27 protein-coding genes are annotated in these 24,158 nt (G+C 39.7%); 17 read left to right on the top strand and 10 right to left on the bottom strand.

Annotated elements, in window-relative coordinates:
- Positions 1 to 6: 6 nt before the first annotated feature.
- Positions 7 to 393, bottom strand: coding sequence for a 4Fe-4S binding protein (locus DPC56_RS03545; protein ID WP_112093680.1), 387 nt, complete (start codon positions 391 to 393; stop codon positions 7 to 9).
- Positions 390 to 1,940, bottom strand: coding sequence for a homocysteine biosynthesis protein (locus DPC56_RS03540; protein ID WP_112093679.1), 1,551 nt, complete (start codon positions 1,938 to 1,940; stop codon positions 390 to 392). The genes DPC56_RS03545 and DPC56_RS03540 overlap by 4 nt, the downstream gene beginning before the upstream one ends.
- A gap of 235 nt (positions 1,941 to 2,175) precedes the next feature.
- On the opposite strand from DPC56_RS03540, the gene DPC56_RS03535 reads away from it, so the two are divergent.
- The 4 genes from DPC56_RS03535 to DPC56_RS03520 are packed head-to-tail and all read left to right on the top strand — an operon-like array spanning position 2,176 to position 5,580.
- Positions 2,176 to 3,543 carry a TldD/PmbA family protein gene (locus DPC56_RS03535; RefSeq protein ID WP_112093758.1) on the top strand — a complete coding sequence of 456 codons (1,368 nt, stop codon included), beginning with the start codon at positions 2,176 to 2,178 and terminating at the stop codon, positions 3,541 to 3,543.
- Between the two features lie 21 nt (positions 3,544 to 3,564).
- Entirely contained in the window at positions 3,565 to 4,128 is a 564-nt protein-coding gene (locus tag DPC56_RS03530) for a TIGR00296 family protein (RefSeq protein WP_112093678.1), read from the top strand.
- 11 nt (positions 4,129 to 4,139) lie between these two features.
- A complete protein-coding gene (locus DPC56_RS03525; RefSeq protein WP_112093677.1) occupies positions 4,140 to 5,171 on the top strand; it encodes an NOG1 family protein in 1,032 nt (343 codons plus the stop codon).
- Positions 5,113 to 5,580: an Hsp20/alpha crystallin family protein gene (locus tag DPC56_RS03520; protein WP_245923864.1), complete on the top strand. Its 468-nt coding sequence runs from the start codon at positions 5,113 to 5,115 to the stop codon at positions 5,578 to 5,580. Before DPC56_RS03525 ends, DPC56_RS03520 begins: the two co-directional genes overlap by 59 nt.
- Positions 5,581 to 5,608: 28 nt before the next feature.
- Here the strand turns inward: DPC56_RS03520 and DPC56_RS03515 are convergent, their stop codons facing one another.
- Together DPC56_RS03515 and DPC56_RS03510 are read right to left on the bottom strand one after the other, a co-directional pair.
- Positions 5,609 to 6,613 carry an SIS domain-containing protein gene (locus DPC56_RS03515; RefSeq protein ID WP_112093676.1) on the bottom strand — a complete coding sequence of 335 codons (1,005 nt, stop codon included), beginning with the start codon at positions 6,611 to 6,613 and terminating at the stop codon, positions 5,609 to 5,611.
- Positions 6,610 to 7,158 (bottom strand): thiamine-phosphate synthase family protein, encoded by a 549-nt coding sequence (locus DPC56_RS03510; RefSeq protein ID WP_112093675.1) that lies wholly within the window; start codon positions 7,156 to 7,158, stop codon positions 6,610 to 6,612. Before DPC56_RS03510 ends, DPC56_RS03515 begins: the two co-directional genes overlap by 4 nt.
- A gap of 79 nt (positions 7,159 to 7,237) precedes the next feature.
- Here DPC56_RS03510 and DPC56_RS03505 point away from each other — a divergent pair, with 79 nt between their 5' ends.
- Positions 7,238 to 7,699, top strand: a complete 462-nt coding sequence (locus DPC56_RS03505) for a DUF2124 domain-containing protein (RefSeq protein ID WP_245923863.1) — start codon at positions 7,238 to 7,240, stop codon at positions 7,697 to 7,699.
- Positions 7,700 to 7,710: 11 nt separating this feature from the next.
- Entirely contained in the window at positions 7,711 to 8,379 is a 669-nt protein-coding gene (locus DPC56_RS03500; protein ID WP_245923869.1) for a DUF447 domain-containing protein, read from the top strand.
- Here the strand turns inward: DPC56_RS03500 and ade are convergent.
- The 4 genes from ade to DPC56_RS03480 form a co-directional block, all read right to left on the bottom strand.
- Complete coding sequence (gene ade / locus DPC56_RS03495; RefSeq protein ID WP_348638833.1) at positions 8,336 to 9,964, bottom strand: adenine deaminase; 1,629 nt, start codon at positions 9,962 to 9,964, stop codon at positions 8,336 to 8,338. The two genes, DPC56_RS03500 and ade, sit on opposite strands and share 44 nt — an antisense overlap.
- Positions 9,961 to 11,184 (bottom strand): ornithine cyclodeaminase, nickel-pincer nucleotide-dependent, encoded by a 1,224-nt coding sequence (locus DPC56_RS03490; protein ID WP_112093673.1) that lies wholly within the window; start codon positions 11,182 to 11,184, stop codon positions 9,961 to 9,963. Before DPC56_RS03490 ends, ade begins: the two co-directional genes overlap by 4 nt.
- A 15-nt stretch (positions 11,185 to 11,199) precedes the next feature.
- A complete protein-coding gene (speB, locus tag DPC56_RS03485; RefSeq protein WP_245923862.1) occupies positions 11,200 to 11,982 on the bottom strand; it encodes an agmatinase in 783 nt (260 codons plus the stop codon).
- Positions 11,983 to 12,082: 100 nt separating this feature from the next.
- Positions 12,083 to 12,472, bottom strand: a complete 390-nt coding sequence (locus tag DPC56_RS03480) for a translation initiation factor IF-5A (protein WP_112093671.1) — start codon at positions 12,470 to 12,472, stop codon at positions 12,083 to 12,085.
- Positions 12,473 to 12,595: 123 nt separating this feature from the next.
- Between DPC56_RS03480 and DPC56_RS03475 the strand changes: the two genes are divergently transcribed.
- Genes DPC56_RS03475 through DPC56_RS03450 form a run of 7 tightly spaced genes read left to right on the top strand, consistent with a single transcriptional unit; the run spans position 12,596 to position 18,551 of the window.
- Positions 12,596 to 13,036: a pyruvoyl-dependent arginine decarboxylase gene (locus tag DPC56_RS03475; RefSeq protein WP_112093670.1), complete on the top strand. Its 441-nt coding sequence runs from the start codon at positions 12,596 to 12,598 to the stop codon at positions 13,034 to 13,036.
- A 12-nt stretch (positions 13,037 to 13,048) separates the two neighbouring features.
- Complete coding sequence (locus tag DPC56_RS08180; protein ID WP_348638832.1) at positions 13,049 to 13,909, top strand: bifunctional fructose-bisphosphatase/inositol-phosphate phosphatase; 861 nt, start codon at positions 13,049 to 13,051, stop codon at positions 13,907 to 13,909.
- Positions 13,909 to 14,757 (top strand): NAD(+) kinase, encoded by an 849-nt coding sequence (locus DPC56_RS08175; RefSeq protein ID WP_181454373.1) that lies wholly within the window; start codon positions 13,909 to 13,911, stop codon positions 14,755 to 14,757. Before DPC56_RS08180 ends, DPC56_RS08175 begins: the two co-directional genes overlap by 1 nt.
- 12 nt (positions 14,758 to 14,769) lie before the next feature.
- A complete protein-coding gene (cfbE, locus tag DPC56_RS03465; RefSeq protein WP_112093669.1) occupies positions 14,770 to 16,083 on the top strand; it encodes a coenzyme F430 synthase in 1,314 nt (437 codons plus the stop codon).
- 27 nt (positions 16,084 to 16,110) lie between these two features.
- Positions 16,111 to 16,980 (top strand): hydroxymethylbilane synthase, encoded by an 870-nt coding sequence (gene hemC, locus DPC56_RS03460; protein ID WP_112093668.1) that lies wholly within the window; start codon positions 16,111 to 16,113, stop codon positions 16,978 to 16,980.
- Positions 16,977 to 17,933 (top strand): Gfo/Idh/MocA family protein, encoded by a 957-nt coding sequence (locus DPC56_RS03455; RefSeq protein ID WP_112093667.1) that lies wholly within the window; start codon positions 16,977 to 16,979, stop codon positions 17,931 to 17,933. The genes hemC and DPC56_RS03455 overlap by 4 nt, the downstream gene beginning before the upstream one ends.
- A gap of 12 nt (positions 17,934 to 17,945) precedes the next feature.
- Positions 17,946 to 18,551 carry an orotate phosphoribosyltransferase-like protein gene (locus DPC56_RS03450; protein WP_112093666.1) on the top strand — a complete coding sequence of 202 codons (606 nt, stop codon included), beginning with the start codon at positions 17,946 to 17,948 and terminating at the stop codon, positions 18,549 to 18,551.
- Positions 18,552 to 18,645: 94 nt separating this feature from the next.
- On the opposite strand, the gene prf1 is transcribed toward DPC56_RS03450, so the two are convergent.
- Positions 18,646 to 19,866, bottom strand: coding sequence for a peptide chain release factor aRF-1 (gene prf1 / locus DPC56_RS03445; protein WP_112093665.1), 1,221 nt, complete (start codon positions 19,864 to 19,866; stop codon positions 18,646 to 18,648).
- A 104-nt stretch (positions 19,867 to 19,970) separates the two neighbouring features.
- Between prf1 and pyrH the strand changes: the two genes are divergently transcribed.
- Together pyrH and DPC56_RS03435 are read left to right on the top strand one after the other, a co-directional pair.
- Positions 19,971 to 20,645, top strand: a complete 675-nt coding sequence (gene pyrH, locus DPC56_RS03440) for a UMP kinase (protein ID WP_112093664.1) — start codon at positions 19,971 to 19,973, stop codon at positions 20,643 to 20,645.
- 18 nt (positions 20,646 to 20,663) lie between these two features.
- A complete protein-coding gene (locus tag DPC56_RS03435) occupies positions 20,664 to 20,855 on the top strand; it encodes a DUF2116 family Zn-ribbon domain-containing protein (RefSeq protein ID WP_245923861.1) in 192 nt (63 codons plus the stop codon).
- Here DPC56_RS03435 and DPC56_RS03430 read toward each other — a convergent pair.
- Positions 20,844 to 21,323, bottom strand: coding sequence for a DUF308 domain-containing protein (locus DPC56_RS03430; protein ID WP_181454372.1), 480 nt, complete (start codon positions 21,321 to 21,323; stop codon positions 20,844 to 20,846). The genes DPC56_RS03435 and DPC56_RS03430 overlap by 12 nt on opposite strands.
- Before the next feature lie 114 nt (positions 21,324 to 21,437).
- On the opposite strand from DPC56_RS03430, the gene DPC56_RS03425 reads away from it, so the two are divergent.
- Both DPC56_RS03425 and DPC56_RS03420 read left to right on the top strand, forming a co-directional pair.
- Positions 21,438 to 22,394 (top strand): hypothetical protein, encoded by a 957-nt coding sequence (locus tag DPC56_RS03425; protein WP_112093662.1) that lies wholly within the window; start codon positions 21,438 to 21,440, stop codon positions 22,392 to 22,394.
- A gap of 5 nt (positions 22,395 to 22,399) precedes the next feature.
- Positions 22,400 to 24,154 carry an MJ1255/VC2487 family glycosyltransferase gene (locus DPC56_RS03420; protein WP_112093661.1) on the top strand — a complete coding sequence of 585 codons (1,755 nt, stop codon included), beginning with the start codon at positions 22,400 to 22,402 and terminating at the stop codon, positions 24,152 to 24,154.
- The last annotated feature ends 4 nt before the right edge of the window (positions 24,155 to 24,158 follow it).

Genomic DNA, 24,158 nt, shown 5'->3' with positions numbered 1-24,158 from the left:
ACCACTCTATTCGAATAAGATTATGGATTTTGTGGGACAAGATTTGGTGCAAAAACCACAACCTATACAAATTTGGTCATCTATTTCTACTGTCCAGTCTTTTTCCATGGTAATGGCTTTAACTGGGCAAAGTGATATGCATGCTCCGCAGTCTATGCATTTATCTTTATCCTTTTTAACAACTTTTATTATGGGGTTTACTTCTATACCTTGCTCCTCCATGAACTTTATACTCTCCCTTTCTTCGGGGCCGCTTATTTCAGCTAACATTTTGCCCCCGCGGGGTGTTATATGCGCTCTTAGTATGTTGAATTCAATGTCATATTTTTTTATCGCCTCTGATATTATGGCTTTGCCTATGATGCTTGGAAGGAATCTTAGCCATGCTTTCATATGGATTCTCCCCCTCTATCCATTTTTTTCCCCACGAGCCTTGATATGTCCTCTGCTGTTATAATACCTTTGACCTTGTTATTTGAATCAACTATTGGCAGTCCCGAAATATCATATTTATCTATTCTACGTGCAACCACTTCTACGGGTTCGTCTTCTCTGGCGATTATAACTTTCCTTGTCATAACATCTCTGAGGCTGGTTTTACCCTTTGCAACTGCATCAGCTATATCCCATGATGTCACGATCCCTTGAAGTACTCCCTTTTCGTCAACGACAGGGATGTGGTTAATATTGTTTTCAACAAGTTTTCTTGCAACATCCTTGATATTCTCATCAGGGTGTGTGACTATCACTGGTTTACTTTCCAATTCCCGCACCAGTATTGATGGTTTTCTGATTTCAAGGGGTCTTAGGGTATAACCTTTTGATGGTAGTCTATAAATTGGTGAGGTGAGTAAGAATTCGCCTTTTTCTATCAACCTTTTAAGTTCCTCTGCTATTATTATAGCCTTTTTCAATGATGATAATGGTGAAGTCGGAACTTCCATACCATTTATCTCAATTTTACCACTCTTAAGCTCCTTATAATTCGTTTCCTTAACTACTGGCCTCTCTCTGCGTGGCACGCCATAATCAACAACCTTACATGTGATATCCTCGTCACTGATACCTGTAGATGCTGCTATATCCTCATTGAGTATTGGTATGGGTATGCCAACTCCTACATAAAGGGTTGGCCCATATTTTGGCATTGTAGCCGCCTTTAAAAATTCTGGTTTCATCTTTTTCATGTCACCTTTTAACATTAATGTACCTGCAGAGGTTGTGGGTACACCATGCTTTCTTTCGACATCAGTTGAATGTTGTGTGCCTTCACCGACAATATAACCTTCTGTTCCGCATAAGAAAACCCTTGTACCGAAGCCGATGGTCTGGAAGTAGGGATCGTTTATAAGTGGGCTGAGCTCCCCCGCACTTGAATAGGTTACATTGCCATAATTGGGTAAAAGTGTGCCCATATAAGTGTATAGTGTTTCATCAGTAGAATTAACTGCAACAGCATAATTTTGATAACAATTACGTGGATTAACCATTATAGCCTGGTTGAGCTTATCCAAGGTTATTAAGGTTTCAACATGCTTTAGGGGGTAACAGTCTGTCCCATATGCCTCAGCGACCAATTCTATTTCCTTACCTTTTATGAGATCTTCTATGACATGGGCTCCACCATAATCCAGTCCAAGTTCTGGGTCCTTGTTAGGCTGTGCCGCGCCTATATATGCGTCCACTGCCGCAAGACCTGAATAAAGTTCAACGCCATTGAGATAAGTTCTAGCCATCTTAATAGGAGGATCAGAATGGCCAAAATTTAAAAAAGCCCCCGATGAACACATAGCACCGAATGTACCGGTTGTTACGACATCTACTTCACGGGCAGCCTCCTTAGGCCCGCTTTCAGCCACTATCTCTGTCATTTCAGATGCTGTGACTACAACAGCATCTCCATCCTTGATCTTCTGATTTATCTCGTTGATAGTCTTCAAAATATCACATCCCCCAAAAGCTAGGGTTTATGTCTGTGTAATTATATAATTAGTCCTATAAAAATTATCCACCTATCTACTCTAATAAGCAACTGGGGAGCTCCCCATACAAATAACAAAACTTCCAAGAATCCGGTAGATGTTTTGTTTCAGGATTGTAGGATTTGACAGCCCCCCAAGATTGTCTCACTGTCCCAGTCACCCCTGGGAGAATAAAAGAATATTTGAGAGGTTGATAAAGTTGGACGTTGGCGCCTTTGAAAAGACAATTCATTGGCTTGCAGAGAAAGCCGATTATGCCGATATAAGGATGGGAGAATCACTGAGCAATTCCCTTCTCATGAAGGATGGTAAGATACAAGAGATTAAAACAGGCCATGACACTGGTATACGTGTCAGGGTCCTTAATAATGGTTCATGGGGCTTAACTTATACTTCTAACCCATCAAAGATTGATGAAATAGCCGAAAAAGCCTTTAAATTATCTGAGAGAGTGGGTGGGGATGTTGAGATGGCACCATATCCTTCGATAGTTGACAGAACAGGCTCTGAGGCTAGAATACCACCCTCTACTGTGCCAGTCGAGGATAAGAAGAGAACACTTCTAGAAGTACATGACGCAGCCTCCATAGACAAAATTATAAGTACCACTATAAATTATGTGGACAGTGAAACAAAAACTATTTTCTTCAATTCTGAGGGATCATTTATAGAATCAGAGGAAGTGAGAGTAGCCCTATTCTTAAATACAGTAGCTTCTGATGGCTTACAAATCCAAATGGGACATGATAATATTGGGGGTTGCCACGGTTTCGAGATACTTGAAAGAGAAGACCTTGAAATGATAAGTAGAGAAACCAGCGAAAAAGCTGTTAGGCTATTATCAGCCCACAGTCCACCCTCAGGCAAATTCACCATCTTAGCAGATCCTAAGCTTACAGGAGTTTTTATACATGAAGCATTGGGGCATGCGACAGAGGCAGACCTTGTACTCCAAGACGATTCAATACTTAAAGATCGTATCGGTGAAAGGATAGGATCAAAGAATGTTAAAATAGTAGATGATCCAACCATGGACGCATTTGGCCACTACCATTATGATGCAGAAGGCGTGAAAGCATCACCCACAACCCTCGTGGAGGATGGTATCCTAAAATCTTATTTAACATCAAGGGAAACAGCCCAAAGACTAGGCCTTGAACCAACAGGTAACGCACGTTCAATAGTAAGCGAAAACCCTATTGTAAGAATGAGCAACACTTACCTAGAACCTGGTGACTGGAACTTTGAGGAGATGATCGAAGACATTGAATATGGAATATACCTTAAAGGTTCGAGAGGTGGGCAAGTGGACACAGGCAAGGGCATATTTCAGTTCAATGCAGCTGAATCCTTCCTAATAGAAGATGGTGAAATAAAAGAACCCCTCAGGGACGTTTCATTATCAGGGAATATCACAGAAACCCTTAAGAGAGTCGATGCCATAGGATCAGATTTCAAAATGAATATTGGATTCTGTGGGAAAGCAGGACAAACAGTACCTGTAGGTGATGGCGGACCCCATCTAAGAGTTAGGGAAGTCATGGTGGGTGGGAGCGGATAAAAAAATCTTAGGTGATAATAAATGCTTTCAAAGGAAGATGGCAAGCTCCTTATAAAAGTTGCCAGAAAAGCCATAAAAACATACCTAGAAAAGGGTAGAATAATAGATCCTCCAAGGATCCCATCCCATTTAAAAGAGAAGATGGGAGTGTTCGTAACATTAAATAAAAATGGAGATCTCAGAGGATGTATAGGGTTCCCAGAGCCTATAAAACCCCTAATAGAGGGTGTTATAGAAGCTGCGGTGGCATCAGCAACGTCAGATCCAAGATTCCCCCCAGTAACAGTGGAAGAACTCGAGAAAATTCAAATAGAAGTGAGCGTACTCACAAAACCAGAACTCATAAAAGTAGAGGATCCAAGAGAATACCCCAAGAGGATAAAAGTAGGAGTGGACGGACTCATCATCGAAAAAGGACCCTATAAAGGCCTATTATTACCACAAGTTGCTGTCGAGTGGGGTTTTGACGAAGAAGAATTCCTCTGCAATACATGCCTAAAGGCGGGTTTGCCACCAGACTGTTGGTATGAACAGGATACAAAAGTCTACAAATTCCAAGCCCAAATATTCCAAGAAAAAAACTAGAGTGAAAAACCATGAGATTACCACCAATCCCAACGAGTGAAGAACTCTTAAACAAGGCATTTAGTAGGGCGCGGAAAGCCGCTTCAGCCGCTCGCACGTCAAGAATCCCAAGTCAAAAAAAGGCTAAAACAATAGAGATTATAAGGATCCAAACAGCTTGTAACATCATCAAGGACAAATTAAAATTGATAATAGAACGCACACCAGACATTGAAAGCTTGCCAGAATTCTACCAAGATTACATCGATGTAACAGTAGGGATAGACCCATTGAAAAAATCATTAGGGGCTATTAACTGGGCCGCTGGCATAATCAGCCAACTTGAAAGGGAATACAGGAGGCGTATAACTAAATCAAGACCCTCATTAGCATCATCTATCAGGAAAGAAGCATATGGTAGGATATCATCTGTTATAAAAAAAATTGGGGATGACCTAGATTTCTTGGATTTTACAAGGAACAAGTTAAAAAACATGCCTACAGTAGATTTTGATGCCTTCACTGTTGTTATCGCAGGATTTCCGAATGTTGGAAAATCAACAATATTGCGAAGATTGACAGGTGCCAAGCCAAAGGTTGCAGAATATCCTTTCACCACAAAGGGGATCCAAATAGGCTACCTTGAAATGAAATGGAACAAAATCCAAGTCATAGATACTCCAGGACTCCTAGATCGTCCAATCGATGAAATGAACAACATAGAATTAAAGGCTATGGTTGCATTGGAAAATTTGGCCGACATCATACTATTCATTTTTGACGCCTCTGAAACTTGCGGTTATCCTATGGAAAGCCAATATAACCTCTTTAAGGACTTGAAAAGGATATTCAGGATACCGTTCATTTGTGTGTTTAACAAAATTGATCTCATAGAAAATATTAAGTATATCAAAAAATATACTATAAAGGTTGAGGATCCTATACTTATCTCTGCATTAGAAGATGAGGGGGTCTCTAGATTAATAAAAAGATTGGAGGGTCTGCATGAGAAAAAAGCTAGAAAAACCTTTCAGCATGCTGGAAAAAAGAAGATTAATGGCTGAGAAGATGATAGAAGATATGATAAAGAATATGAGAGAAATGCAAAAGGAATTTGAAAAGAAAATATCAGAGTATACAGAAGCTCTCCCAGAAAAACCAACCCTTGACCTTATAGAAACCGATGAGAAACTGATCATAAAAACAGATCTTCCAGGGGTTAAAAAGGAGGATATAAATATAGAGTTAACAGAGGACAGTATTACCATAACAGCAGATTTCAAGGAAGAAATAGAAGTGGAGGAAGCCAATTACGTGAAAAAAGAGCGCCGATATGGTGAAGCAAGGAGAGAATTGAAATTACCAGCTAAGATAAAAGTGGATGAGGCTAAGGCAACATTTGAGGATGGTGTTCTAACAGTAGAACTTCCAAAAGTGGAAGTTAAAAAGAAACACACTCTTAAAGTAGAATAAAACCCAATTTTTCCTATTTTTATGCCTTTTAGTATCTCACCTTCCCAATATGTCTTGTGCTCCCAGGATCCTTGTTATTATAAGATGCGAGATAATATATGAACCATTCAAGTGGTATGACCAATATAAAAGGTGATAAAAGCCTGTTAAGGTTACTGTAGTCCTTCATTGAAAAAATTATACTCTTTGCATTAATTTTTTCACAGAATTCGATGGATTTCCTCGTTAGAACATCACCCGGAAGATCGGCTTCTAAGAATACTATTGGGACGCCCTCTTCAACTTTTTCGATCAATCCGTGTCTAAATTCTCCTGAATAAAGTGGACAAGCATGTTTAAGCGCTCCTTCCATGAACATGGTCATTGCAAGTTTATAGGCGAGACCATAATTTGGACCGCTCCCCATACAATAAAACATGTCATCATCCTTGAATTCAAATGCAAGGAGCTTGCTCTCCTCTTCTGTCTCATTTACAAGCTCATCAGTGACCTTTGGTAACTTCTCAAGGTCTTTGAGTATATTTTTTGAAAATTCATCATCATAGACTCCGAAGAGGGTGTAATATAGGCAGAGTAACTGGTTTATATATGTTTTTGTCGCTACTATTGCATTCTCCCGCTGGCAATGTGTCAATATTACATCATCTGATTCCCTAGCCATGGTACTGGCAGCCTCATTGGTTATTGTTATGGTTTTCAGATTATATTTCTTTGCTTTCCGCAATGCTGCGAGGGTATCAGCTGTTTCACCAGACTGTGAAGTTAATATGATGATAGAATTCTTATCTTGGATTTTTTTATGGTAAAGAAATTCGTAGCCTGTGAATATACCTATATCCATGTCATAACAGATATTAATGGCATCACGCACTGAATAGCATGTTGAAAGGGAGCTTCCACATCCTATAAGGTATATTTTATCATATTCACACAGTTCATTGGAGATTTCATCCATATGAGATTTTTCTTTTTTTAATGTTTCCATCAGCGACCGTGGTTGTTGAAGGATTTCATCATACATATCATACTTCATATCCTAACTTCCTCCCCTATTTTTATGGCCATTCTAGCAGCTTCAATAGCATCAGATGCCAATAATACTATCATGGGCTCTTTTCCCCAATCTCCCTTATGATATATTACATCGGGTACTTCACCTATCCTTCTAATGGCGACTTTAACACCCCATGGTATAGTTGCGCCTTCTTTCCCTTTGATCTCCCTTGGCTCTTTTCTCCTATCATAATATGAAACTTTAAGGCCTATCATTTCACAAAATTCTATGATGGCCTTATCATATCTTATATTAATAGCACTCCTTCGGGTGGGGTCATGTTTTCTTATCTCTAATATGAGACGTGCTAAATGTGAAGAAGCTCCATATTCAGGTTCTCTGCACGCGAAGACCTCCTTTTTATGGACTGTGATCCTCCCTGGGATCCCGGCCACGTCATTAATTGTCCTAGCATTTTCTTTCGCCATCACTATATTCGTTCTCACTTCTGGGATGAGCCTATAAAAACCCCTTGAGGAGGTTATCATTTCAAGGGCTTTTTTTAAATTTTCAATCTCTAACATAAACAATTTACTCCCTAAAACGTTATCTATAATATCCTTATATAATTGTGATGATATAAAATTGCAATGGAGGTTGGTTATGATGGAGAAGGTTAAGGAGTTTAAGGGTATAAAAGGCAATTTAACAGCTTTCAGGGAAGAAGTTGCAGATGTTGAGACAATTGGATATGCTGGCGTCCCTGGAGTGTGCACACCATTCGCAGAACTTTTCGCATACGCTGCAAGAGACAAAAGTAGCATATTCATACCGAACACAGACTTTAAGAAGGCTAGGGAGCTCATATTAACTGAGTATGGTGTCGAACTAGGGGACGTAAACCCATATAAGGTGGATGCACTAATACTTTTAGGAGGCCTTTCAATGCCAAAGATAGGCGCCAAGATCGAAGATGTTAAAAAATTGATAGACGAGGCCCTAAAGGAAGGTGGAAAGGTTATCGGCGCCTGTTTCATGGACATGTTCAAAAAAGCGGGTTGGTATGAAAAAATAGACTTTGACTGTGTCATAAACGCTGACATCGAAGGATTCGTTTTAAAATAACAAGTTTGGAGGTGAAACCTATAAAAGATTACAAAGAAGTGGAAAGCCTCAAATCACTCAAAATGGAAAAGGGCCTATTATACGAGACCATAGTAACAACATTAAATCCTGATGGTGAAGGTAACGCAGCACCCATTGGTGTAATATGTAAAAGTCCAAGGGAGATCATATTATACCTCTATGAAGGGAGCCATACCCTCTCCAATATACTGGCTACTGGTAATTTCACAGTTAATATCACAGATGATCCCATATTGTTCACAGAAGCCACACTAGGGGATCTTGAAGATGACTATTTCACCCCATATTCTGATTATTTGATTTTGAAGGGTGCTTCATCATTCTTCACAGCAACTACAAAAAAAGTGAAGAGCATCAAAAAAAGGGACCGGTACGGGGAATCTGAATTATTCATTATAACAGCGGCTGTTAAAAGGATATGGAAGGGTAAAAGTTTCAAAGAACCATTAAACAGGAGCATATACGCGATTATAGAATCCCTGATAAATTATACTCGTATAAATCGTGCGGAAAATAAGGAAGATATTATAAATCGGATATTAGAAATGAAAAGGGTGGTTGATAAGGTAGGAGGGCCCAGGGAAAAAATGGCTATGAAACGGATAATAGATTCCGTTAAGATAAAATTGGATCAACAAAGCGACGTTCTTCAACATTAAACAATCCTCTATCACTCAAGCGCAACTGTGGGATTACAAGGAGTGACAAGAATGACATTGTCATGAAAGGATTGGATAAGCTTGATCCCATATCCGCTACAAAATCGTTAAGTTGTCTAGCTTTACATGCGAGAATGTTCACACTCTCATGTGACATTAGACCTGCAACTGGTAATCTAAGATGCACGGATTCATTAGGGGCTACCGCGACAAGTCCACCACCACTCCTTCTAAGAATCTCAACTGCCCTCATCATATAATCAGTGGAAGTGCCTACAACTATTAGATTATGTGAATCATGGGCTACTGTGGATGCGAGGGCGCCCTCTCGTATGCCGAAACCTTCAACAAAACCATTACCTATGTTCCCATGGCCGTACCTGTCTATTACTGATACTTTCAGTATGTCGTCCTCTGGGAGTGGTTGTACTATCCCATCTTTGATTGGAAGTTCATGTGTAGATTCTGAGGTTATAATTTGCTCTTCAAACACTTTAATAACTCTTACTCGTGCCTTGCTACCAGAAGCCCGAATCTCCAACCTAGATGATTTAAGGTCTTTTATCCTAATTTTCCCCTGGGGTGGTGTTTTCCCATTTCCTTTGACTTTAAATAGTTTTTCACCGTCCTTTGCAACGAGTTCACCGTTAATAAATACTTTTTTGACTGTGAAATTTTTCAAATTGTCAACTAATACGATATCAGCAGGTCTCCCAGGGGCTATTGCACCAGAATCTAGTGAGTAGTGATCCGCAGGGTTTATCGTGACCATTCGAACAGCTTCTACTTCATCAATGCCATATTCCACGGCTTTTCTAAGGATCATGTCCATATGGCCTTCGATGAGGTCTCCTGGTTCCACATCATCAGATACTAGGAAGTCTCCACCGACTTTTGCAAGCTCTTGGAGGTTCTTTGCTGATGAACCCTCCCTTATCATAATCTTCATTCCTAATTCTATTTTTTCCTGGGCTTCTTCCGCGTATACTGACTCGTGATCGGTTGATATCCCCTTCTCCACATATTTGCAAAGATCATCCCCTGATAGGAGTGGTGCATGTCCATCTATAGGCTTGCGCGCCTTTTTCGCGGCTTTTATCTTATCGATGACTTGGGGGTCTTCTGATATGACACCTGGGAAATCCATCATCTCCCCCAAGGCTACTATTTCATCCCTTTCAAGAAGGGCTCTTATTTCATTGACTCCTATATTAGCACCTGCTGTCTCGAATTCTGTTGGGGGTACACATGATGGTGCTGTGAAAAAGAATTTTAAGGGGACTCTCTTTGAATCTTCTATCATGAAATCGATTCCCTCAAGACCCATTACATTTGCTATCTCATGGGGGTCGCTTATCACTGCTGTGGTCCCATGTGGTATGGTGGCTTCTGCAAAGGATGATGGTGTCATCAGTGAGCTTTCAATGTGTGTATGTGAATCTATGAAACCTGGGAGTAGGATTCCATCAAAATCTCCTTCTATTTTTCTCACAATTTTTATCATACCATCTTCTATGATTATCTCAGCAGGGTATATGTCACCTGTGAAGACATTTAATATGTTCCCCTTTAGCAATATTATCACTTGTTCTTTTTGATTTCATCCCAGAGGATGGGTAAGAACGCCCCCACATCTGTTACAACACCCACAACCTGGGAGCTGCCACGATCAGCAAGTTTAGTAACTGCTGCGGGGTTTATATCCACACATATGCTCTTAACATGGGATGGTAAGAGATTTCCCACGGCTATTGAATGGAGCATAGTAGCTATCATCAGTACCATATCAACTTCCCTAATATAGCGTCGCATTTCATTCTGAGCTTTCACAACATCCGTTATAACATCTGGAAGCGGTCCATCATCCCTTATGGAACCCGCAAGTACAAATGGGATGTTATTCTTCACACATTCATACATTATACCCTCATTTAATATACCTTTTTCAACTGCTGCTTTTATGGAACCAGCCTTGTTAATCTCATTTATGGCATAAATATGATGATGGTGGCCTCTGCTTACTGATTCGCCGGTTTTGACGCAAATACCTAAAGATGTGCCATAAAGGGCGTTTTCGATATCATGGGTTGCAAGGGCATTACCCGCGAATAGTACGTCAATGAAACCTTCACGTATCATCTTGGCAACAATGGGAGCTGATCCTGTGTGCACAACAGCTGGACCCGCTACGAGGGCGATTTTACCACCATTATTCTTCACTGTTATGATCTCGGATGCTATCCTCTTGATGGTTGTGATGAGAGGTTTCTCAGATGATACGGCGCTCCCCATGAATTCGAAGATTCCCTTTTTTCCACGTGGTCTCTCTGGTGGGGATACTCTTATACCCTCTCTTCCAACAACTACTAGGTCCCCTTTTTTTATTTCCCCTATTGGTTTACATTTTGCGGTTTTTGTCTTGGGGTCTACTACTATCATACAGTCCATTTCAATATCCTGGACTTGCCTCCATTCTCCTTCATAGAAGATGAAAGTTGGATGATTTGTCGTGGAATAAAAACCATCAGGTAACACTTTATCTTTTTCAGCTGCTCGGAGCTCCACTTCTTTTATCTCTGCTATTGACGCGCCTATCTCGCTTAATTCATCGAGTATTTCGTTTAAATGTGATGGTGTCTCGGCTGATACGAGTATTCTAGCATAGCTTGGATCAGTCTTCCTTTTACCGATCTCAAATTCGAGTATCTTGAAATCTCCACCCATATCCATTATAACATCCAAGACCTTTGGGAGGATTAAACTGTCAATTATATGACCTGAAAGTTCAACTTCTCTAGCGTTCATATTTGAGTGCACCTCTCATGACTTTAGGGAGAGTAAATCGTGTAGAATCTTAGCAGCATTGAGTCCGGTCTGATCACCCTTCACATGGGATGTGACCTCCACTATATCGAAGCCCATTATATCTTTTCTGCTTATAATTTCGATGAACTTTTCCATGTGGAATGGTGTAAGTCCACAAGGGGTTGGATTACCTACCATGGGGGCATAAGATGGGTCCAAGACATCGAGGTCAACCGTTACATATACTGGGCCGCTAATAGCTTTGAGTTTACGTGTCACTTCTTCCATGTCATTTCGAATCATCTGTGAAGTGTAATATTCAATTTCATGTTCTTGGACAAATTCTATTTCCTCTTTGGACGCGGATCTGACACCTATCATGATTATACTTGGAGGTTCGAGTTCATATATTCTCCTCATTACTGTTGCATGTGAAAATTTTCCATTATAATGATCTTTCATGTCCATGTGCGCATCAAAATGGATAATAATAGGATTTTGCTTGGATTGTAGGACTTTTACAATGGGGTAGGTTATTGTATGCTCCCCTCCGAGTATTAAGGGTTTAAGATCATGGGATAATAGTCTAGTTAGTGTGTCCATTATCCTCTTCGATGTTTCTTTGAAATCCCCTGCTGCAACTATAACGTCACCCAAATCAAAAACGGGCACATTAAGCTCCCTGTTAAAGGTTAGATTATACTTTTCAAAATTATATGATGCCTCTCTAATGGCTGATGGACCAAATCTAGCCCCTGGCATATAAGTTGCTGTGGAATCGAAGGGGATGCCAAGCATGCCAAAAGCATCCCCATTTTTGTGGGATGATAAAAATTCTAGAAAGGATTCTCTCCTTGAAAAAGCAAATTTTGAGGAATCCTCCAAGTATAAGAACATATCATTTAACTCTCATAAGTTTATTTTTACCCATTGTGGTAATGTACTCTACTTCGCTCCCCTCAGCAATTTTGTCCTTTAAATCCTCGGGGATGGGTGTCTCAAATGTTTCATAGGTTTCAAGGTCCATTAATTGGACGTCATCACCCATAATAGCCAATACTTGGGCTGTTCTCTTATCGATTATTGGTATTTCTATCTTAGCATCAACAGGTTTTACTATGCTCCTCTTTTGATTGTCAAATATGCCTATCGCTTCAATACGGGCCTTTGCAGAGCCATGTTTTCCTGGTGATGACGTTGATATGTTCATGATCTTTGATGGTTCGTCATCTATGATCACATATTTTCCAACTTTCAAACTTTTGACTTCCACTACCTTCTTTGACATTGCATTATACCTCCCAATACTGATAATAATGGAAAACTGATAAAGGATTTTATAATATTAGTGTTACCAATCCTCTATATAAAACCTACCGCTTAATCCCAACATTTTAGGTTAGTGATGAATATGAAGGTTTCAATTACATCAGGAAAGAGTGAAGGGCCAACGAAGTTAAATGCCTTTGATAATGCTCTTTTAGATGCTGGGATAGGTAATGTGAACCTTATAAAAGTTTCAAGTATAATCCCTGCCAATGCTCGAGTAGTTAGATTACCAGCTCTCGAGATAGGTTCGACCGTTAATTGCGTACTATCCCATAGCATCTCCGATAGTAGGGGGGATCTTATATCAGCCGCTATAGCAGTCGCACTATCTGATAATATAGGTTGTGTGGCTGAGAATAGTGGGATAAACAAGGATCCTGAGATTATACGGGAGGATGCCATTTCTATGGTTGAATATATGATGAAAAGGAGGGGTGAAAAGATAAAGAACTTAATAGTAGAAGAAATAAACCATAAAGTCAAAGAATGTGGTGCTGTAGTAGCAGCCCTAGTATACTTATAATGAGGGATCCTATTGGGTGTTGTTGGAATGGAAAAATCTGAAATTTATTATTGGAGGAGTATAGCGATCGAAATGGCTGAAAAAGTGCAAAAGGCCATAGCACCCCTCGTGGGTAAAGAAGAAGCTGGTGAAATAATAAAGATGGGCGCTGACGGGACGCCGACAAAATTAATAGATCTTGTAGCCGAAGATGAAACCATAAATGTCTTGGAAAATACTGGGAGACCAGTTACATTAATCAGCGAAGAGATAGGATACCTTAAAATAGGCGAAAAGGAAGATTCAGAGCACAAGATAATATTCGTTGTAGATCCCCTCGATGGAACCACAAACGCCATCAAAAGCATACCATTCTATGGCATATCCATCGCAATTGCAGAATACGATTCCACCGATGTTCTACCATCATTGAATGATGTGAAGATGGGCTTTGTTAAAAATTTCGCCACTAACGACATTTACGAGGCCCTAAGAGGACACGGAGCATACTTAAATGGCGAAAGGATAAAACCATCCAGACAAGAATCCCTTGAAGAATCTTCAATGGGTGCTTTCATCTACGGTACCAAATTCCCCAAAATCGATAATATATGTCGTATTATCCGTAGAATGAGAATATTAGGCTCAGTAGCATTAGAACTTTCATATGTTGCCAACGGTGCATATGATGCTTTCATGGACCTGCGAGGAAATCTGAGAGTGGTTGACATAGCCGCTTCAAAGTTAATAGTCGAAGAAGCTGGGGGTATAGTCACCACAGAAAAAGGAGAGCCTTTAAACGGTTTATTAAACGTTAAAGAGCGTACTTCACTTATAGCAGCTGGGAACAGGCAATTACACCAAGAGATAATGAAAGCATTGGAGGTTATCTAATGCGTATGGGTGTTGTGGCGCGCCTAGACATTCCCAAGGCCATTACATTAGCAAAAAAAATTATTGAATTTTTAATAGAAAATGACGTTGAAGTCTCCATTGACACCTCACTAGCGGACAAAATCCCAGAATTCAAAAAATTGGCAAAAGAACTAAAGGAAATGGATGTTGACATCATCCTAACCGTTGGAGGTGACGGAACAATACTACGCACCCAAAGCTTCATAGAAGGGAAGAAAATACCATTAATTGGAGTGAACATGGGGACAGTAGGGTTTTTAACAGAAATCGACCCTAAAAATGTATTCCAAGAACTCAAGGAAGTCCTCAAGGGACATTATATAATAGAAGAGCGAACACAACTAGACGTCTACCATCACGGCAAATTACCATCAGCCCTCAACGAAGTTGTTATGATGACAAGAGAACCGGCAAAAATGTTACACATCCAAATATTAGTCGATGATGAAGTTGTTGAGGAGCTAAGGGCCGATGGGATAATAGTAGCAACTCCAAGCGGTTCCACAGCATACTCCATGTCAGCCGGGGGTCCTATCGTCGACCCAAGAGTAGAAGCATTCATAATAGTCCCAATATGCCCCTTCAAATTAAGCGCAAGACCCCTAGTAGTATCAGATGAAAGCAAAATCAGAATAAAATTATTAAAAAAAGGTAAAAAGGCCATAGCAGTGGTCGATGGACAATTCAAAGAAGAAGTAAATTATATGGAAGAACTAATCTTTCAAAAATCTAAAAACAAAGCCTACTTCGTAAGGTTAAGCAAAAACTTCTACAAAAAGGTCAGAGAAAAACTAATCGAAGGGGGTATAACACCCACCAAAGAATAGGGTCGTATAATAATGAAGGCACTCGTAGTAGATCTCACCCACGGCGGCATCACAATAGCACTCGCACTAAAAAAACACTTTAAGGAAGTATTCGCATGGGACATCTACAATACCCTAAACCAAAAAAGTAAAAAAATCCTCATAAAAAATGGGATAAAACTCGTCAACAAAATCCCAAAATCAGATAATCTGAAAATAATAGCACCCATACACTGCCCCCTCAACCTAAAAGTCGACTACACACACCATGAAATAGTGAAATTCCTCCTATCAAATGATGAAAAACTCGCCAGGACCCCAATAATAGAAGTCACAGGAGTCAAAGGCAAAACGAGCGTCGTATGGATGCTCAAGGAAATCCTACGAGAAAAAAACCCCCTCATACTCAGCAGCATAGGAGCCTTCTTATCCGGAAAAAAACTCAAAGAGAACATCAGCATAACACCAGCAAGCATCATAGAAACAGTAGAACTCGCCAAGGGACTAGATTACCAAGCATGCATATTCGAATCATCCCTAGGAGGAACAGGCCTCGCAGATGTGGGAATACTAACCAACATAGTAGAAGACTACCCCATCCAAGGAGGAAAAGAAAAAGCTAGCAAAGCCAAAGCCCAGATATTCAAGAGCAAAATAACATGCTGTGAACACACAGCCTACAAAAAATATTATAATCAATTTAAAAATGTGAACACATTCTCCATAACAGAAAATGACGCCAACATCTACCCTAAAAATATAAATTATGGCCTTGAAAAAACCCGACTAGAAGTACATGTAAAGGGCCTTAAAACAATAACAGGTAAAGAATATAATACCAGATTCCCAATTGAAACTTTCGCCCCAGGCCCACACTACCTCCTCAATCTACTGGCAGCAGTATCAGGTGCACTAACCCTTGATATCAGTATAAAGCAGATACAGAAAGGTCTCAGAAAATTTAAAGGCATTAAGGGTAGGAGTTCCAGGCGCAGGTTTGGTGAGAAGATAATAATAGAAGAGATAAACCCTGGTATAAATTCAGAAGCTATAAAATATACCCTAAAGATGGCCCAAAATCTCAAGGCCCCCATCATAATATTAGGCGGAGATTATGGGATTGCCTGTGAAGAAATAGATGAAGATAAAACCGCCAATATAATCGAAGATTCCACAGAAAAGATTATACTAACAGGAGAAATGGGTAAAAACATCCAAAAAAAACTCCATAGGAAAATCCCCTACATAGAAAAGAGAGAAAATGCGCTGAAATATGCACTTTCAACCACTAATAAGCATATAATATTAATCTATCGTTCGGAATATTCCAAACTCCAAGAAAGATAAACCCCCCCAACGGGAGGGATCATCACCTTGAAAGTAGGGACAAGAGGAAGTCGCCTCGCACTCAAACAAACAGAAGATATAATAGCCAAACTTTCAAGAATAATCCCAGATAGGATAGAAAAAGTCATAGTGAAAACAAGCGGTGACAAGATAAAAGATTCACAATTATATAAAATAGACAGAAAAGGCATATTTACAAAGGAACTGGATAATGCCGTGTTAGAGGAGAGAGTGGATTTCGCAGTCCACAGTCTAAAGGACGTCCCAACGGAAATAGACGAGGACTTGACAATAGCAGCAGTACCAGAAAGGGAACCACCCCACGAAGTACTAGTATCAAGGTTAGACTGGGACGAACTACCAGCCAATTCAAGAATAGGTACCAGCAGCCTCCGAAGAGAAGCCTTCTGCAAACATTACAAAAAAGAATTCAAACTAGAACCTCTACGTGGGAACATAGACACAAGGATAAGAAAAGTCATGGAAGGAGAAATAGACGCGACAATAATGGCAGAAGCTGGGCTAAAACGCCTAGGATTAGAAGAGAATATCAAGAGGAGATTCCCACTCAAATACATAACCCCAGCCGCTGGACAAGGAGCCCTAGCAGTTATAACAAGGAAAGACAACCCAAAACTCGACCTAATAAAAAAACTAAACCATTATAGGTCCCTACAGGAAGTTAAAGCAGAAAAGAGCGTTTTAAAAGGATTAGGAGTCGGTTGCCAATGGCCCCTTGGCGTGATAGCCCAAGCACGAAATAAAAAACTATACCTATATGCTATCCTTTTATCAAGAGAAGGTGATATATTATCCCAGGTAACATTGGAAGGTCCAATTAACAAAGCCCAAGAGTTGGGTGAAAGAGCTGCAAATGAAATGGAGGATTATCTTTGAGAAAGGTAAATGTAGGAGTAATCGGTGTAGGAGCAATGGGTTACAACCATGCAAGAGTTTACCACCGCCTTAAGACAGCTAATCTCATAGCAGTAGCTGATATAATGGAACAAGCATTGCAAAAAGCTTCAAAAAAGTATGATGCCCTCGGTTACCTAGATTATGAGAACCTCCTCAAGATACCTGAGATAGAAGCTGTGAGCATCTGCGTGCCAACAACCCACCACTACCAAGTAACCATGGACGCAATAGAGCATGGAAAACACGTACTTGTCGAAAAACCCATCGCATTCACCTTAAAAGAAGCTGAAGATATGGTTAAAAGTGCGCGGAAAAAGGGAGTGAAACTCGCCACAGGACATGTTGAAAGATTCAACCCAGCTGTGAAAAAAGCAAAGGAACTCATAGAAAATGATGTTATCGGTGAAGTAGTATCAGCATCAGCGAAGAGGGTTGGACCATTCCCTCCGAGGATAAAAGACGTTGGCGTGACAATAGACCTTGCAATCCATGATCTAGATGTGATGCACTACCTCTTCAGCGAACCAATAACTGAAATATATGCAACAATGGGGAGCATACTCGAAAAATGCAAATTTGAGGATCATGCAGAGATAATGGCAAAATTCGAAAGTGGGATAACAGGCATGTTAGAAGTTAACTGGTTAACCCCATATAAGAGAAGGAAATTAGCCATCACAGGCACTGATGGGATAATAAATATAGATTACATAGATCAAAGTATAGACGTTTATGGTAAATTCGCCCAGGACGTTCAAATAGAACACGAAGAACCATTAAAAAACGAGATCAAATCCTTCCTCATGTCAATCATAAATGACGAAGAACCTGAAATAACAGGAGAAGATGGAATATACGCCCTTAAAACGGCCCTTGCAGCTATAAAGTCCGCAAGGGAACATCGACCCATAACATTAAACGGGGACCTATAAAAGGTGTGTGAAATGACAGAAAAACTCATAAAAAAAGCCCAAGAACTCCGAAAAAGGGGGTTCACCACTGGGGAAATTGCAGATGAATTAAACGTTTCAAAAGACACTGCAAGATGGTTAACACTCCAAACGAGCGTGAAATCTATAAAAGAAGCTCCGTTAGATTTCGCCATAAACTGGGAGAGCCTTGGTGGAAGTTCCACGCGCATGAGACACGTTTCAGCCGCCATGGCAGACATGGCCCTAGAATATGGGGAAATAGATGTAGTGGTTGGAATAGCGATCAGTGGCATCCCCTTCGCCACTCTCATGGCTGATGAAATGGTATTAAAGTTGAAAAAGGACATATCACTGGCTGTTTTCCACCCTATAAAACATAGGAAAGGTAAAAATGCTGAAGGGGCTATAAGCAGCAATTTCGCGAAGGTTAAAAATAAGAGAGTGCTAATAGTAGATGATGTAATAACAAGTGGCAAGACCATAAAAGAAGCTGTGAAAGTATTAAAAGGGCAAAAGGCAACCCCAGTTGTAGTGACAGTACTTATAGATAAAAAGGGTATTTCAAAGGTCGATGGAGTCCCTGTCACATCACTTATAAAAGTTAAAAGACTTGGATAAACACTACGAGAGATCACACAACAAGCATCAGCAGATTCTAAAAAGCCAACTTTATATCCTTTTTATTGTAATGTTGGGTAGGGTTTCCCTCAAATCATGGTCTGTACCTTAAAATCGCCCCCATACCACCAAAGGCCTTTAAAAGTTGGACTCCTTCCTCTGTCTCGGTCGATATTATTTCCACTTCAGAGCCTACTGTCTCGGCAATTTCCACAAGATCATCAATAAGATCCTTGGAATCAACTATTTTCATTTGATCATTACACTTGGGACAGTCAATAGTTTCCTCCCTTTTTATTGTTAAATCCATTTTATAATTGCAGGATGGACACTGGTAAGTGGCTCTCTTTGCTCTGAGATCCTCTGATAATAAAAGCACTTCCACAGCCCCCATTTGGAGATAATTCCTCACTTCATCTTCACCATAGGCTGCCAGTCCATCTTCACTTATGAGTTCGCTGAGAAACCTCTGAACTAATTTTTTCTCCCTCATCACATCAATCTCTGTTAAAACATCCATTGATTTGTCTATAACTTCCCTTATACCAAATTCACCAGTATAGGACGTGTCAACTGTTGTTATAATCTTCTTCTTAACCTCATGGTGTAAGTAATCCCCTTTTACAAAATCCTCCTTTGTATGACCCGGACCCCCTATGATAATCCCTTTAAGGTCAGGGATTGATAAGAAAGCCTCGTTCATATGCTCTCCTATCCTTTTGAGGAATTCATGTGCTGCCAGTTCTATCAGACGATCGAACCTTCGCTGTGACTGACCTCCAGCCTTGTGCTTTCCTGGAACACCACTTGTAAGGGTTTTCAAAATTTCAATCCGCTTACCCTTTAAAAGCGCTATCGTAGCCTCTTTACGGTCGAGAACAGCTAAACCATAGATTTCTTTCTCTTCTAACATCTCCTTCAAGGGTTCGAGGTAAAATTCGGAATTACAATGATATATATAAGTTTTTATAGGTTCTGGTGGTTCGAAAACATATGTTTCCATCTTTTCTGTGCCCGGCCCTCCACGGGGTATCATACCAACGAACATTACAAGACCATTCTTTGGCGGGCGTGGGAACAATTTTAAACGTTGCATTATAACCTCTATAGCTGATTGAACATTCTTTCTCGTCTGTTTACTCTTAATATTAGCACTTTGACTTAATTCTTCTCTCATATGCTTAGCCACGTCGCTTATCTGCCTATCAGGGGGTATATATACTGATACGAGTTCAGTGCCCCTACCCTTCTTTTTCGCAAGCTCCTCTAAAGTCCTTCGAAATTCATAAAGTTTCTTTGATGATACTTTACCCAAACAGATCACTCCTTTCTAAAAAAATTTTAATCCTATAATAGATTATCCACAACAAATAATATAATCTAGTAGAAAATTTTTTATAAAAATTTACGGTGGACACCATGAAGATAGTGATTACAATAGGCGGATCTATTATAATGGAAAATTTCAATCCAAAAATCTTCAAGGAATATGCTAGGATCTTAACATCACTACAAGATGATAACAAGATATTCATAGTTATAGGTGGGGGCCAACCTGCAAGAGATTATATAAGATTAGCAAGGGAGCTTGGAGCCAACGAAGCTCAATGCGACAATATTGGGATAGAGGTCACACGACTCAATGCAAAGATGCTTATAACGGCCCTTGGTGAGAAAGCCTATCCTATGGTACCTCACAATTTTAATGAAGCACTTGAATATTCTGCAACAGGTAAAATTATCGTTATGGGTGGGACAGAACCCGCCCATAGTACAGATGCAGTTGGTGCCATACTCGCCGAACTTGTGGACGCTGATATACTCATCAACTTAACCTCGGTGGATGGATTTTATGATAAGGATCCTCACAAGTATCCTGATGCCCGCTTCTATAAGGAGATAACAGCTACCAAGATGCTTAATCTTTTCAAGGATAAAGATTGGAAAGCAGGAACTTATGAGTTCCTTGACTTAACAGCAATCCATATTATAAGAAGATCAAATATCAAAAGTATAATAACAAATGGGAAGGATCCTATGAACCTTATAAGAGCATTGAAGGGTGAGGTCGGCACAAAGATAATCCCAGAATAGGGAAAAATGGAGGATTAGATGATGGTAGAACCACATAAACATTGTCCAGTCTGTGGAAACCCCATACCATTAGATGAGAGGGCCTGTTCCAAAAAATGTGCAGAGGTTCTTTTAAAAAACCAGCAAAGGATCATGAGAACAAGACTCATATTCTATATTGTACTAGTAATATTCATTGTAGTCTGGCTCTTTGTAGTATTAAGAAAATAGGATGACAAGACCATAAATAATCAGGATTATACCTATAATCACCCCTAGGAATACTGGGTTGAAGGCTAGTATGCCCACGACAAAATATATTAATCCCACGAGTATACCCATAACCCCAAGGGTTCTTGTAACATGCGCATCCCATGCGGATAAAACAACTATAAAACCGGCTATGATGAAAAGCAAACCTGTGACATATAACCAGAAACCTGCAAAGGTGCTTATGAGGATTATCTGGAACGCTAACAAGGCTCCTACAAGGATTAATAAAATCGCGAAGATGAACCAGAAAAGAGAAAGTCTCCTATAATATCTTTCCTTTAACGCGTTTAGAATCATCCAAACCCCGATCAAAGCCAAGATTATACCTGAAAACATGCTAATAGCCTTCACACCCCCCACTGGGGATATGAGGAAAATAATACCTAAAATAAGGGATATCAAACCTGCCCATTTCTTGGATACCATCTGATACACCACATTATTTATATTTCCCCAATGATTCATAAATCTTATCCCCCCCCATACAGATTCATATGAGGAGGTAGTATTATCATCCGCAACTTATATGAGCATGTTAATATGAACCGTTTAAGGATCACAGGCATAATATTCATGATAATAGGGATAACATTACTTATAAGTGACATCATAGACCCTATCATAACCCCTTTTACCCATATATTCCTCATGGGATCCTCAGAGGGAAAAGACATCATACTATTCTTCATAATGGGGAGCATGTTAATTCTAAGCCCCTATATCAACCACGGAAAGAATAAAAATTTTTACCTATCCATTACTATAATATTAACCATTTCAACCTACCTCCTAATAATCATGATGGAATTCCTAATAAGGGCCAAAATAGGCATAAACCCATACACAACATTCGTAACATTTAACCCGGCAACTACAACAAGCATAACACACAGTCACCTCCCCAAAGCAGCCCTAAGCCCCCTCACAAAACTAATAGCCCCCACCCACATACACACCGCATCATCCCTCACAGAATATACTCCACCATTTCTCCTCCCATGGCTGCTTATAAATCTACCCCTCATTTACGTTCTCGGCCTTCTCTCCCTGGGAGACCGCCGAGACTTCCATAAGATTATACTCATATTCGCGATAACCACAACTATAATAGGTATAATAGATGGTGGTCTTTTCTCCACACCCGCAATGGTAGGCCTTTCAGGCATGCTAGGTATGAGAGCTTTGAAGGTCCCATTCTCCCCAAGGAACCTTATAAACCCTTCTATAATCATAGCCTCACTTATAATCCTAAGGATAATAATAGGTCTAATGTTATCAACACCAGAATACTATGAAGTAACCCTACTCCAACCAAGGGAAAATATAGACTTGGAAAACTTCAAAGTACTTTCAAGTGAAAAAGTGGATGATAAGATGATAATAAGATTATCAGCAGACTACAATGAAATTAACCTAATAAACAGGCTTATAATCGCCCTTAATGGTAAGTGCCAAGGTTTCTTCATCACATGGAACTTCTACTCCTTCTTCAGGTGATGGGGATGAAACTCACTATAATCATACCCACATATAATGAAGAAGAATACCTTCCAAAGCTTCTTGAAAGCATAAAAAATCAAGACTTCAAGGATTATGAGATCATAGTCGCTGATGCCAATTCAACGGACAAGACCAGGGAAATAGCCAAAATGTACGGTTGTAAGATCGTTGAGGGAGGTTTGCCCGCGGAGGGTAGGAATAACGGTGCTAAAGAAGCCCAAGGGGAGCTCCTATTATTCCTCGATGCTGATGTTGTCCTAACTGAAGATTATCTTAAGGAGGCCATCAGAGAATTTGAAAACGAAAACCTTGGCATAGCCATAACCCAAATGATACCACTATCAACCAGAAAAAGGGATAAAATACTCCACGAGTTCGCGAATAGGTTCATGATACTCACAGAGTCTATAAAACCCCATGGAGCCGGCTGCTGTGGTATACTAACACGTAAAAAACTTCACGATAAAGTTGGAGGTTTCGATGAATCACTAGACTTCGGTGAGGACACGGATTACATAGAAAGAATAGGAAGGATAAGCAAATTCAAAGTCCTGAGAAAACCCCGCTTACTAGTATCCATAAGAAGACTTGAAAAAGAAGGATTAAAAAACCTAGCATTCAAATACACCAAGAGTACGATCTGCGATTTTTTAGGTAAAAGGTTAAGCGCTTCGGAATTAAACTATACCTTCGGACATTCCACAAAAAAACGAAAAAGGATCCTATACTCAGTATGTGGAGAAGGGATGGGCCATGCCATCAGAAGTGGTGTGATACTAGAAGAACTTGTCAAAGACTATGACGTGTTAATATTCGCAAGTGACCGAGCATACAAATACCTCAAAGAAAAATTCGAAAATGTCCACGAAATATACGGTTTCAACACAGTATATGAAAATAATGAAGTTAAAGACCTTAAAACTTTTCTAAAAGCTATGAAAACATTCCCAAGAGACCTTAAAGAAAACCTAAGCCTATTATACAAAACGGCCCGGGATTTCAAACCAGATGTTGTAATATCAGATTTTGAATTCTATGCAAGTCTCATAAGCAACATATTAAGGATACCCCTCATAAGCGTGGATAACATGCATGTAATAACCCAATGCAACATAGAATATCCAAAAAAATACAAAAAGGACAAGCTGAAAGCCGAAGCCGTTATAAGATCGTTTATAATAAGACCAAAACGTTATATTATAACGAGCTATTTCTTCCCCAAGATCAAAAACCCTGAAAAGGTCGTTATGTTCCCCCCAATCCTAAGAAAAGAGATAATGAATCTGAAACCATACTATGGAGACCATATATTCGTCTACCAGACAAGCAAATCCAATATTAGATTATTAAAAACTCTCAAAAAAATCAATAAGAAATTTATCATATATGGTTTCGACAAGGATAAAACCGAAGATAATTTATATTTCAGAAAATTCAATGAGAATGAGTTCTTCAACGACCTTAAATCAGCCGCTGCAGTGATCACCAATGGAGGATTCACACTTATAAGCGAAGCCCTCTACCTTAAAAAACCAATTTATAGCGTCCCTGTTAAAGGACAGTTTGAACAAATCCTTAACGCACTCTACCTTGAAAAACTAGGCTATGGCGAATTCCACGAGGAAGCAGATAAAAAATCAATTGAAACATTCCTAAAAAAACTCCCAATGTATAGAAAAAATTTAGAAAAATATGAAGGCGGGGATAACATGGCCCTCATAAAAGAACTTAAAAGGACTATTGAAGAACTCTCATAAAAAT

The sequence above is a fragment of the Methanothermobacter tenebrarum genome, from assembly GCF_003264935.1.
Classification (GTDB): Archaea; Methanobacteriota; Methanobacteria; order Methanobacteriales; family DSM-23052; genus Methanothermobacter_A; species Methanothermobacter_A tenebrarum_A.
Note: the sequence above shows the minus strand (reverse complement) of the source record. Positions and strands in the feature narration are given on the sequence as shown.